This window comes from Lentibacillus persicus (assembly GCF_900112705.1).
GTDB classification, from domain to species: Bacteria; Bacillota; Bacilli; order Bacillales; family Amphibacillaceae; genus Lentibacillus; species Lentibacillus persicus.
Genome location: NZ_FOMR01000002.1, coordinates 299,197 through 311,269 on the forward strand (window position 1 = coordinate 299,197; position 12,073 = coordinate 311,269).

At 42.4% G+C, this 12,073-nt stretch carries 11 protein-coding genes; 1 reads left to right on the plus strand and 10 read right to left on the minus strand.

Annotation, left to right across the window (positions count from 1 at the left end):
• Positions 1-70: 70 nt before the first annotated feature.
• From BMZ22_RS03805 to zapA, 10 genes are all read right to left on the minus strand, one after another.
• Positions 71-1,042, minus strand: coding sequence for an electron transfer flavoprotein subunit alpha/FixB family protein (locus BMZ22_RS03805; protein WP_090081652.1), 972 nt, complete (start codon positions 1,040-1,042; stop codon positions 71-73).
• Between the two features lie 28 nt (positions 1,043-1,070).
• The gene (locus tag BMZ22_RS03810; RefSeq protein ID WP_090081656.1) at positions 1,071-1,844 is read right to left on the minus strand and encodes an electron transfer flavoprotein subunit beta/FixA family protein; all 774 of its coding nucleotides are present in this window, start codon (positions 1,842-1,844) and stop codon (positions 1,071-1,073) included.
• A 70-nt stretch (positions 1,845-1,914) separates the two neighbouring features.
• Positions 1,915-2,688: an enoyl-CoA hydratase gene (locus tag BMZ22_RS03815; RefSeq protein ID WP_090081660.1), complete on the minus strand. Its 774-nt coding sequence runs from the start codon at positions 2,686-2,688 to the stop codon at positions 1,915-1,917.
• 17 nt (positions 2,689-2,705) lie between these two features.
• Positions 2,706-3,293 (minus strand): fatty acid metabolism transcriptional regulator FadR, encoded by a 588-nt coding sequence (locus tag BMZ22_RS03820; RefSeq protein ID WP_090081664.1) that lies wholly within the window; start codon positions 3,291-3,293, stop codon positions 2,706-2,708.
• A 114-nt stretch (positions 3,294-3,407) separates the two neighbouring features.
• A complete protein-coding gene (locus tag BMZ22_RS03825; protein ID WP_090081667.1) occupies positions 3,408-5,096 on the minus strand; it encodes a long-chain-fatty-acid--CoA ligase in 1,689 nt (562 codons plus the stop codon).
• A gap of 248 nt (positions 5,097-5,344) precedes the next feature.
• Positions 5,345-5,758: a DUF350 domain-containing protein gene (locus BMZ22_RS03830; RefSeq protein ID WP_090081670.1), complete on the minus strand. Its 414-nt coding sequence runs from the start codon at positions 5,756-5,758 to the stop codon at positions 5,345-5,347.
• 24 nt (positions 5,759-5,782) lie between these two features.
• Positions 5,783-8,122, minus strand: coding sequence for an endonuclease MutS2 (locus BMZ22_RS03835; RefSeq protein ID WP_090081673.1), 2,340 nt, complete (start codon positions 8,120-8,122; stop codon positions 5,783-5,785).
• Positions 8,123-8,216: 94 nt separating this feature from the next.
• Positions 8,217-9,932 carry a DNA polymerase/3'-5' exonuclease PolX gene (polX, locus tag BMZ22_RS03840; protein ID WP_090081677.1) on the minus strand — a complete coding sequence of 572 codons (1,716 nt, stop codon included), beginning with the start codon at positions 9,930-9,932 and terminating at the stop codon, positions 8,217-8,219.
• Positions 9,933-10,112: 180 nt separating this feature from the next.
• Positions 10,113-10,652 carry a CvpA family protein gene (locus BMZ22_RS03845; protein ID WP_090081681.1) on the minus strand — a complete coding sequence of 180 codons (540 nt, stop codon included), beginning with the start codon at positions 10,650-10,652 and terminating at the stop codon, positions 10,113-10,115.
• A 6-nt stretch (positions 10,653-10,658) separates the two neighbouring features.
• Complete coding sequence (gene zapA / locus BMZ22_RS03850; RefSeq protein WP_090081685.1) at positions 10,659-10,919, minus strand: cell division protein ZapA; 261 nt, start codon at positions 10,917-10,919, stop codon at positions 10,659-10,661.
• A gap of 206 nt (positions 10,920-11,125) precedes the next feature.
• On the opposite strand from zapA, the gene rnhC reads away from it, so the two are divergent.
• Positions 11,126-12,055 carry a ribonuclease HIII gene (gene rnhC, locus BMZ22_RS03855; RefSeq protein ID WP_090081690.1) on the plus strand — a complete coding sequence of 310 codons (930 nt, stop codon included), beginning with the start codon at positions 11,126-11,128 and terminating at the stop codon, positions 12,053-12,055.
• The last annotated feature ends 18 nt before the right edge of the window (positions 12,056-12,073 follow it).

The window sequence follows — 12,073 nt, forward strand, 5'->3', positions numbered from 1 at the left end:
GCTTATACGCTGGTAATGCGTTATATGCCAAAAGATCTGACCGGAATCCGCGTCAGACCTCAGGCAATTTTTAAACTGTCTGTTTAAATTGTTCAGTAAGTTTTGGAATTACCTCAAAAACATCGCCTACAATACCATAATCCGCCACATTAAATATGTTGGCCTCCGGATCCTTGTTAATTGCAACAATTACTTTCGAGTTGGACATACCCGCCAAATGCTGGATAGCCCCGGAGATACCGACCGCTATATACAAATCAGGTGTAACGACTTTACCCGTCTGTCCGATCTGCAGCGAATAGTCGCAATACTCTGCGTCACACGCCCCGCGCGAAGCACCAACTGCGCCGCCAAGGACATCAGCAAGTTCATAAAGCGGGGCGAAGCCTTCTGCACTTTTCACGCCACGGCCGCCTGCAATGATGACATTGGCCTCCGACAAGTCGACACCTTCAGATGCTTTACGGACAACATCCTTAATGATTGTCTGAATGTCTTTTACATCGACGTCTTTCGTCGCGACTTCACCCGTACGTGAATCGTCACGCTCCAACGCCGCGATGTTATTTGGACGGATTGTCACAAATGTTAAGCCGCTGGTAATCGTCTTTTTCTCAAACGCTTTCCCTGAATAAATTGGTCTGATAAACACAGGATCACCATCGTCATTTTCGATATCTGTGGCATCCGAAATGAGTCCGGTATCGAGTTTGGCTGCAAGCTTCGGTGTTAAATCTTTACCGATAGCGGTATGTCCCATCACGATGCCATCCGGTGACTCATCTTCAACAACAGCCATAACAGCCTGCGAATAACCCTCTGATGTGTATGCTTTCAAATTATCATGCTGAACAGTGACAACACGGTCTGCCCCATGATAAATAACCTCTTGCGCGGACGTGCTTAAATCATCACCGCCACACAGAACGCCAACAATTTCAGCATCAGAATCTATCGTTTTAGCAGCTGCGATTGCTTCAAACGTTACATTACGCAATTCGCCGTCTCTTGCTTCCCCTATGACTAACAGTTTATCGCTCATATTCTTTTAATCTCCTCTCCGTTTATGATTATAGTACTTTTGCGTCGTCTTTAAGCAGTGAGACCAATTCCTTCACCTGGTCATCAATCTCACCTTCAAGAATTCTTCCCGCTTCTTTTTCAGGAGGAAGATAGACTTCAACGGTTTCCGTTTTTGCTTCCACATCATCTTCATCAAGATCCAGATCATCCAATTCCAACTCTTCCAATGGCTTTTTCTTGGCTTTCATAATGCCGGGAAGTGACGGATATCTCGGTTCATTCAGACCTTGCTGACACGTTGCAAGCAATGGAAGGCCTGTTTCAATTTTCTCAACATCACCTTCAACATCCTTATCAATGTTTGCAGTATCACCATCAATTTCCAGCGCGGTTATCGTCGTAATATAATTAATGCCCAAAGCTTCAGCAAGGCGCGGCCCTACTTGCCCGCTTGCTTCATCAATTGCAACGTTACCTCCAAGAATGAGATCAGCTTCTTTATCATCAAAATACGCCTGCAAAATCTTGGCGGTCGAATACTGGTCGCCATCTTCCAAATCATCTTCAGTGTTGATTAAGACAGCTTTGTCTGCTCCCATTGCAAGGCCTGTCCTCAGCTGCTTTTCAGCTTCCTCATCACCGACTGTTACGAGCGTGACTTCGCCGCCATGCTCGTCGCGCTGTTTAATTGCTTCTTCAATCGCGTATTCATCGTACGGATTAATGATGTATTCAGCACTCTCATCTTCAATGCGGCCATCGGATACAATGATTTTCTCTTCTGTATCGAACGTTCTTTTCAATAATACGTATATGTTCATTTACGTCATCCTCCTTATATGTTCAGTTCCAAGCCAGCTTGTGCCACAGTTCTTGAACGTTAACGAGCCTTTATTTATCCTGAAAGTTTGGTTTTCGTTTATCTATAAACGCCTGGATGCCTTCTTTGGCATCTTCAGAACCAAAAATACCGGAAAATGTATCCGCTTCTTTCGTGACACCTTGCGAGAATTGCTCTGTTTTAGCATATGGAATCAAATCCATGACAGCATTAATCGTCAGTTTGCTTTTCACAGCAATTGTTTCAGCAAGTTTAAAGGCTGTATCAAAAACCGCTCCTTCTTGAACTGTTTGATTGGCAAGACCGGCTTCATTGGCTTCTTTTCCACTGATCGGCTTGCCGGTCAGAATCATCTCATAAGCCTTGGCTGTTCCCACATAATGCGGCAAGCGCTGTGTTCCGGCAAAGCCGGGTATAATGCCGAGTGTCACTTCAGGCAAACCGAGTTTTGCTTCTTCTGAAACAATACGAATATGGCATGCCATCGCAAGTTCCAGCCCCCCGCCTAAAGCAGCTCCATGGATAGCGGCAATAACAGGTATTGAAAAGTTTTCAACCCGGTCGAAGAGTTTTTGTCCTCTTTCGGCCAGCGCCTTGAAATCGGATGCCTCTTGAAGAGACGTGAATTCCTTAATATCTGCCCCGGCTGAAAAAAACTTTCCTTCCCCGTTCAGAACAACAGCTTTCACTGTGTTATCGGTTTCAATTTCATCCAGCTTTTCAGTCAAATCATTCAACAAAGCACTGGATAAGGCATTTGCGGGCGGGCTTTGAATGGTAAGCACCGCAACATTATCTTTCACTTCATAATTCAGCGTTCCCATTTTCAATCCCCCTTTGCTTAATTTTTTGCGGAAAGTCCGGACATAATAAATTCGTGTACATCGGAAGTCTGCTGAACCAGATCATATTTTTCTTCTTTCATTACCCAATTGGTAACGATCTCGTCCAGCGTTCCAAAAATCATTTGCCTGATTAGCTGAATATTCAAATTGTCACGAAAAATCTTATCCCGGGTTCCCTCTCTGATTATATCATCTATTACGGCGAGATAGGGCTTTAATATTTGATTAATTTTTAATCTTAAGTCAGTATTGGACTGCCGTAATTCCAGCTGTGTGACGATCGCCAGGTGATGATCTTCGGCAAGCTGGCGAAAATGCATTTCAATCAATGTAAACAACTTTTCGTTTGCATTGTTTTTTTCACCTATACCGTGCGCAATTCTTTCAATGAACTGGCCCATTTTCTCTTCAAAAACTGAAACCAATATGTCCTCTTTATTTCTAAAATAGAGATAAATGGTTCCATCCGCCACCCCGGCTTTTTTGGCTATTTTGGAAACTTGAGAAGCATGATAGCCGTTTTCTGCAATCACTTCAACGGCTGCTTCAATTATTTGGTTGTATTTTGGTTTGTTTTTTTTCATGACAATCTCCTTAGCTGACACAAAACCTTTTAAAAAATGAATGAATGATCATTCATGTTTTATTGTACATAGGTAACGATTATCTGTCAATATAGAGCCTGTTCAAATTCCACTTTAAACTGACTTGCTCTCAGTTATTTTTTCCTTCTCCTCGTCTATAAGCTGACGGCGAAGGATTTTTCCCACCGCAGTTTTTGGCAATTCATCACGAAATTCATAAATCCGTGGTGCCTTAAAAGCTGCCAGGTTTTTACGACAAAATGTGTTTAATTCTTTTTCAGTTGCTTCATACCCGGGCTTAAGTACGACATAGGCTTTAACCGTTTCACCGCGGTACGGATCAGGGATACCGGCTACAACGGCTTCCTGCACTGCCTCGTGTTCATACAATACTTCTTCGACTTCTCTCGGGTAGATATTATATCCCCCGGCGATAATCATATTCTTTTTACGATCAACGATGTAGAAATAACCATTTTCATCCATATAGCCCATATCTCCGGTGAACAGCCATCCATCCTTCAGAATATTCTCGGTTTCATCCGGTTTATTCCAATAACCTTTCATAATCTGTGGCCCTTTAACGGCAATCTCGCCAACTTCACCGACGTGTGCCTCCAACCCGTCTTCCATTATTATTTTAGCATCAGTATCAGGCCACGGGACACCTATACTGCCGTTAATACGCTTACTCCAGATAAAGTTTGCATGTGTGACCGGTGACGTCTCGGTTAAACCATATCCTTCCACGAGATTACCGCCTGTGACGCTTTCAAACTGTTCCTGCACCTCCAGTGGCAGTGGTGCTGAACCGCTGATACATGCATCAATTGAAGACAGATCGTATTTTTTCAAATTAGGATGGTTTAAAAGACCGATATAAATGGTTGGAGCTCCGGGAAACATTGTCGGTTTCTGCTTCTGAATTGTTTTGAGAACATCTTCAGCTTCAAATTTTGGCAGTAATACCATTTCAAATCCATACATAATTGACATATTCATAACGGTTGTCATGCCATAGACGTGGAAAAATGGCAGTACTCCGAGAATTTTCCCGCCAGGTTTCGTTTTATACAGCCAGCGCTGGCACATTTGAACATTTGCCACTAAGTTGTAATGGGTGAGCATAACCCCTTTTGGATGCCCTGTCGTTCCACCCGTGTATTGCAATAATGCCAAATCATTTTTAGGATCAATTTCAACCGGGGTATAGACACCGGAGCTACCTTTAATGATCGACTCCCAGACGTGTATGTCTTCTGATTGTTCAACTTGAACGACCATGTTGTACTGCTTTTTCTGGATAAACGGGTACAGTCTGTTTTTAGGAAATGGCAAATAATCTTTAATCCCTGTCACAATTGTATGTTTTAATGCCGTCTTTCTTCGTACATTTGTTACCCGGGGCAATAACACATCCAGGCAAACAATAAATTCTGCACCTGAATCATTCAGCTGATATTCAAGTTCTCTTTCTTTGTACAGTGGGTTAGTCTGTACGACAATCGCCCCGGCCATCAAAGCACCATAGTAACTAATCACAGCCTGAGGAGAATTCGGCAGCATGACAGCAACTCTGTCACCTTTTTCAAGGCCGAGGGATTGAAGATAGCCTGCCATTTTTTTTGCCTCTGAATAAACTTCGGCGAACGTCATTTCTTTCCCCATAAAATAAAGCGCTTTCTTTTTCGGGAACTTTTCAGCATTTGCTGCCAAAAAAGAATCAAGCGGTTTCTCATCATACACTATCGATGTCGGGATATCATCCGGGTAGTGCGCATGCCATACCTTTTCCTTCAGCATTTCATTTCCCCCTTTTTATATTGCATACTCTTATTATAGCGATAAATGTATGTTTTTTGAAATCTTATTAACCATATTTTCAAATTTTTTTGGATTTTTTAAAGCATTGCCTGCTCAATAACAACTGACAATGCTTTAATAACAAACAATTCAACCCCAGGGCAAATCTAAATAAAATAAAACACCCCGACAATTAGAAATATAACAGCTACAACAAACATGATTTTTGCGAGCCGTTCCAACAACATTTAATCTCCCCCAATACTTGCACCAATTACAAATGCCAAACCGACTGATATGAGCAATGAAATAAGTCCGACTGCACGATTACCGTTACCAATTTCCTCATCGACTTTAATAGATGGTGTCATAAATTCGAAAATGACATAGCCGAGCAGCAATAAAACGAACCCGAATGCACCCCAACCAATTGTCTCAAGCAATGTATCATTGTGCTGAATGGATGCCCGAAAGATCACTGCGAGTCCGAACAGCTTCCCTCCCGTTGCCATGGCTACCGCCAAGTTCCCTTTACGAATTTCGTGCCAATTGCGGTAGGAAGTCACAACTTCAAAAACCGCCAGAAATACAATTGTACAAAGTATGACCACACTGTACCTTGCTGCCGTCTCAACCAGGATATTTTCCCAAAATACCGTCATTTCAATAAACCCCTTTAAAACCAGCTACTTTAATTCCAGGACGGTGACACCACTTCCGCCCTCGCCTGCAGAACCGGGCCTTTCAGCTCCAATCCGTGGATGGTTTTTGGAAAATTCTTTAACACCTTTTCGAAGTGCGCCCGTTCCTTTTCCATGGATGATAAAGACTTTTGGATACCCTGCAAGCAGTGCATCGTCGATATATTTTTCAAGTCGGCTCAGTGCATCTTCGTATCGTTCCCCGCGTAAATCAAGCTCAGTTTTGACATGATAGCTAGATCCTTTAACGGTGGCCAGAGGCTTGTCCATTGCTTGACTTTTGCCTTTAACACGTTCTATTTCACTTCGTTTTACCTTAACTTTCATAATCCCCACTTGAACCAAATAGTCATTATCACCTGATTTTTCCAGGACTGTTCCACGTTGGTTTGCAGACAACAATTTAATCTCATCACCCGGCTGAAGTTCTTTAGCAGTATCACGTGCTTTAGGTTTGTCAGACTGTTTAGCAGATAGATCAGGCTGTGCTTTTTCAAGATTCTTGCGTGCATCAATCCATTCGTGTTCTTTGAGCTCTGCAGCAGTTTTCATATTGCGCAAGTCATCAACAATTCTTTCGGCCTCTTCACGCGCTTTTTGCAGGGCCTTCTCAGCCTTTTCCTCTGCTTTCCTGTAAAGGTCTTCCCGGTTTTTTTCAAATTCCTGCCATGCCTTCGTCAAGTCATTGTACAGTTTCTCACTGTCCTCCAGTATCGCGTGTGCATTTTCATAATCCGTCTCAGCCTGACGGTGAGATTGTTCGAGTGAAGCGATCATGTTTTCCACACTTTCCGAATTGACACCTACCCGACTTTTAGCCTGATCTATAACGGATTGCGCCAGACCCAGTCGCTTGGCAATATCAAACGCATTACTGCGGCCTGGGATACCGATTAATAATCGGTATGTTGGTTCCAGTGTGTCAACATCAAATTCGACCGATGCGTTAACAACATTATCCCGGTTATAGCCATAGGCCTTTAATTCCGGATAGTGTGTCGTTGCTACGATACGGGCACCGCGGGAAACAACATCATCCAAAATTGACATGGCCAGTGCCGCCCCTTCCTGGGGGTCTGTACCTGCTCCAAGTTCATCGAATAAGACTAACGATTTGTGATTAACGTCATTAAGAATCGAGACGATATTTGTCATGTGGGACGAAAAAGTACTCAAACTTTGTTCAATTGATTGTTCATCACCGATATCGGCAAAGACGTTATCAAACACAGCCATTTTACAGCCGTCATCAGCAGGGATTTGCAATCCGGATTGCGCCATTAAAGTAAACAGCCCAATCATTTTTAGAGTGACTGTTTTCCCGCCGGTGTTTGGTCCGGTAATGACAATGGACGTATAATCCTCTCCAATCGCCACATCGTTCGGGACCACTTCTTCTGCTGGGATTAATGGATGCCTCGCTTGTCTGGCATCGATTACACCCTCTTCGTTCATTATTGGCATGGCAGCCTTCATTAGTCTTCCCAGCTTTGCTCTGGCTACGATGAAATCGATTTTAGCAAGCACCGAAACATCTTCGGACAGAATAGATTCGTCATCCGCTATACGGGCGCTCAATTCTCTTAGTATTCTCTCAACTTCCTGTTTCTCTTTGACTTTTGATTCCTGTAATTGGTTATTCAGATCCACAACAGCTTTCGGTTCCATAAATAAAGTCGCGCCTGAAGTTGACTGATCATGTACGATACCGCCAACCGACCCCCGGTATTCCTGCTTGACAGGCAGAACATATCGGTCGTTGCGGATGGTAACAATCGCATCTGAAAGCATCTTCGTTTGGGATTTTGTATAACTTTCCAGTTTATCCCGTACTCTGCTCTCAAGCGTCCTGATGGAAGAACGGATTCCACGCAATTTCACAGACGCACTGTCCAACATATTCCCTCTGTCATCAATACAGCTGTTTATCTGACGTTCCAAGTCTCTAAGAGGTTCAATCTGTTCAGCAAAACCTTTTAAAATTGGCAGGTCCTCTTCAATGGTTTGCAGGAAGTTTTTAACCTGACGAGCACCATAAACTGTGTTGGCAACATTAAGACATTCCTCTGTTGTCAGAACGCCACCGATTACGCTTCGTTTAACACTTGCACGGATATCAGATATGCCACCAAGCGGCACAGCATAATTTAAACGTAAAATTTGACTGGCTTCATCCGTTTCAGCCTGCATTTTCTTAACTTCATCCAAATCGGTTGAAGGTCTTAACTGTGATGTGCGCTCTCTGCCAATCGACGTGGCCGTCTGGTTATTAAGTTGGTCGATTATCTTGCTGAATTCCAGCGTATGCAGTATTCGTTCATTCATGTGGATGTTCTCCTTTATTTTGCAATACATATCGCTCCAGGAACTATGATTAATCTTTGTCATGTCCGACTTTTAAATTCTGTCAAACCTTATTTTAATTACGTTCCATAAATGCCCTAAGTTTATCTATTGACCATGTATTAATGACAGTGCCCGCTTGAATCCAGCCTTTCCGGGCAGCACCGACACCGTATTTCATATGGTCAAGCATGAAATAATCGTGTGCATCCGTATTTATAGCTATCTTTACTCCGGCCTCTTGAGCTGCTTTTGCCCACTCACTCGATAAGTCCAGTCTATTGGGGTTCGCATTTATTTCCAGCGCTGTGTCCGTTTCTTTAGCCCGCTCAATCAGTTTCTCAATATCTGCTCTGTAACCTTTCCGCCGCCCGATCAGCCTTCCGGTAGGGTGAGCTATCAGGGAAACATACGGATTTTCCAAAGCTTCGTTTAATCGTTTCATTATTTTTTCCTCGGATTGGTTAAAGCTCGAATGAATGGCACCAATCACAAAATCCATTTCCTTTAGAAAATCATCCTTAAAATCCAGCGTCCCATCCGGGAGAATATCCATTTCCACCCCGGTAAATATGTGAATATCATCGTATTTTTCGTTTAGTTCGTTAATCATATCACGTTGCTTGCGCAATCGGGTTTCATTTAAACCATTCGCAACTCTGAGAAACTTCGAATGATCGGTGATTGTTATATAATCATAATGCTTAGAGCGCGCTTGATTAACCATCTCCTCCAACGATTGGGCTCCGTCGCTCCAGGTGGTATGCATGTGCAAATCCCCTCGTATATCATTCAATGTAATTAATGATACAGAATTTTGATATGCTTCTACTTCACCGGTATTCTCTCTTACTTCCGGGGGAATATAGTTTAAATCGAAATGGTTAAAGAATTCGGCTTCACTTTTAAATGTCAGGACTTCCCCTGTTTTTTCAACTTCCACACCATATTCATTTATTTTTTCACCTTTAGATTTAGCAAGCTGCCGCATCGCAACGTTGTGATCCTTAGAACCGGTAAAATGATGTAAAGTCGAAGCAAATTCTAGCGGTTCAACGATACGGAAATCCACATTTATATCATAAATATCTGCAATGGTTACTGAAACCTTGGTACTACCCTGGGCAATTATGTCTTTAACCCGCGTGAATTCCAATAATTTGTCCCGTACTTTTGCGGGTGCATCAGCAGCAATAATAAAATCGATATCTTTAACAGTTTCGCGCATGCGTCTAAGGCTTCCTGCCCGTGAATAGTCAATAATTTCCGGTATCGTGCTTAAATAATCTTCAATTTCTTCTGCAAGCGGAAGCATTGTCGCAATTGACAGGCGTTCCGGTCGCTGATTGGCTTCTTTTAGTGCTTGCAGAATTTTTTCAGAAGTTTTTTTGCCAAACCCTTCAAGCTGCTCGACTTCTCCTTTTTCGCATGCATTTTTTAATGAATCAGCATCGGTCACATCAAGTTCCTTATATAGCTTTGCCAGTTTTTTTCCGCCAAGACCGGGTAAATCCAGTAGAGGCACTAACCCCTGTGGAACTTCTTTTTCCAGCTGCGTCAGAGTATCAGATGTCTCATTTTGTATATATTCGGTAATCACAGACGCTGTTCCTTTGCCGATGCCATTAATTTTAGTGAAATCATCGATATCTGTCAGCGATCGGTCGTCCCTCTCAAGTGCTTGCGCCGCCTTACGATACGCAGATATTTTAAAAGGATTTTCACCTTGCAGTTCAAGGCGAACAGCGATCATTTCAAGTAATTTTATAACATCCTTTTTATTGACAGGCATTTGGTTCACCTTCTTTATGTAATGTTTTTCTGACCGGTTATTGTTCTAAACATAAACGTGCACGTTGTCATAAGAAAAGCCGATCCAAATAGGGCTACACTCATTGTACACAACATCGCGTTGTACTGCCCACTATTTGAACCAGCTTGTCGTCTGTCTTGTTTAATTGCCATTAAACAGTTAATCCATGCTGGTAAACCATAACGTTTTTATTTGCTCTGATAAAAACGGTGTGTGCTCGATGATAAACAATGCAATTGCCGAATCATTAACCCACGCTTGAATTTCAGTTAATGGCGTCAGTGCTAAAATATACAATACGATAAATATAATCAGATACATTTCTGCAAAACCGAGAATAGCACCAAGTATTTTGTTGAGAGAATTCAAGATTGGAAGCTCTGCGACAAAATCCAGCATCGAAGCAATAATTTGCAAAAGAACTTTAACCGCAAAAAAGATAATGGCAAACGATATAGCATTGTAAAACGCTCCTTCAAGCGGCAACGCCTGCAAAAAGTCAGCCCATGCCCCGTTATCTTCCAGTTCAGGATAGGGAATCCATAAAGCGAGCCGATCTGCCAATTCATCATAGTATAGTGCAGCAAGAATGAACGCGGCGATAAAACCGATTAAATGAAACGCCTGTAAGATAAATCCGCGTTTCAAGCCAATAAAAAAGCCAAAAATTAAAAGTAAAAATAAAATGAAATCTGCCATGTGCTATTAATCCTCTTTCTTTTGTTGTGACCCCAATAATTTTGCATAATCCTCTTTTAGTTTCATATAATCATTCATCGTATTTACTGCAGTCAAAACGGCCAATTCCGTCGTTGTCAGCTGCTGATTCAAACTGTGGATTTCACGTATTTTCTGATCTACTTGACTGGCAACCAGACGAACGTGTTTTGGATCTTCATTACCGACTACTGTATAATATTTGTTATATATCTCAACGGTTACCCGTGTCTTATCGTCCCCTGCCAAAACAAGACAACCCCCTATAATTGTTTGAAAACAATTTGTTAACGTTTGTCGTATGTTGCAATAAAATAATCCACTATATATTAACACAAAAACTGACGATCAGAAAATCTTTAAACGTATATATTACACTGACAAAAGCAGTTTTCATTTCATTCTTTTCAGCAATTTGCTATCGTTTATGTTAGTAAATCAAATGGAGGATTAAAATGCCACAAAATGTTTATGTCTTCCCGGAAGCTATCATTCAACAAATGAAACAGTATTACGCGGGGCAACTGCAGAATGCTCCAGCAGGGGCGCTTTTTCGGGCCAAAACAGCCAATGCCGTCATAACTGCTTATAAATCAGGCAAGGTTTTATTCCAGGGAAAAAACCCCGCAGGCGAAGCAGAGCAATGGGCTGATAATACGAGCGAGGTGCAAGCGAAACCAAAAAAGGCGTCGGAGAAATCCATTTATACGCCGCCGGATACTCTGCCCGCAAGCAGTCACATCGGCTCAGATGAAGCCGGAACAGGCGATTACTTTGGACCAATAACAACTGCAGCTGTGTTCGTTAAAAAAGAGCAGATTGAACTGCTCAAGGAACTGGGCGTACGTGATTCCAAGAATTTATCGGACGCTTCAATCCGTCATATTGCTCAGGATATACTTAAGCTTGAATTGCCTTATTCCTTGCTGGTTTTGCGAAATGACAAGTACAACCAATTGCAAAAACGCGGCTGGTCGCAGGGAAAAATGAAAGCCATGCTCCATCATCAAGCAATCAGCAATGTGCTTAAAAAAATAAATGCCGCTGATACAGAAGGCACACTAATCGACCAGTTTTGCGAACCCTCTGTCTTCAAGCGGCATATTGCTGCTGAAAATAAACAGCTGCACGATAAGACATATTTCATGACAAAAGCTGAAAGTGCCTCAATCGCCGTAGCAGCTGCGTCAATTATTGCCAGGACCAGTTTTTTAAAAGAGATGGAACAGTTATCACAAAGGGCGGGCATTACCTTGCCTAAAGGAGCCTCAGGGAAGGTAGACCAGGTTGCCTCCCGACTGATCAAATCTCACGGGCAGGCACATCTCAATTCATATGCTAAAACACATTTTGCCAACACAAAAAAAGCGCTCGATCGTTTATAACTAACCTTTATATTAGGG

Coding starts and splice junctions, on each gene's coding strand:
- BMZ22_RS03805 (WP_090081652.1), bottom strand. CDS start 1,042: ATGAGCGATAAACTGTTAGTCATAGGGGAAGCAAGAGACGGCGAATTG.
- BMZ22_RS03810 (WP_090081656.1), bottom strand. CDS start 1,844: ATGAACATATACGTATTATTGAAAAGAACGTTCGATACAGAAGAGAAA.
- BMZ22_RS03815 (WP_090081660.1), bottom strand. CDS start 2,688: ATGGGAACGCTGAATTATGAAGTGAAAGATAATGTTGCGGTGCTTACC.
- BMZ22_RS03820 (WP_090081664.1), bottom strand. CDS start 3,293: ATGAAAAAAAACAAACCAAAATACAACCAAATAATTGAAGCAGCCGTT.
- BMZ22_RS03825 (WP_090081667.1), bottom strand. CDS start 5,096: ATGCTGAAGGAAAAGGTATGGCATGCGCACTACCCGGATGATATCCCG.
- BMZ22_RS03830 (WP_090081670.1), bottom strand. CDS start 5,758: ATGACGGTATTTTGGGAAAATATCCTGGTTGAGACGGCAGCAAGGTAC.
- BMZ22_RS03835 (WP_090081673.1), bottom strand. CDS start 8,122: ATGAATGAACGAATACTGCATACGCTGGAATTCAGCAAGATAATCGAC.
- polX (WP_090081677.1), bottom strand. CDS start 9,932: ATGCCTGTCAATAAAAAGGATGTTATAAAATTACTTGAAATGATCGCT.
- BMZ22_RS03845 (WP_090081681.1), bottom strand. CDS start 10,652: ATGGCAGATTTCATTTTATTTTTACTTTTAATTTTTGGCTTTTTTATT.
- rnhC (WP_090081690.1), top strand. CDS start 11,126: ATGCCACAAAATGTTTATGTCTTCCCGGAAGCTATCATTCAACAAATG.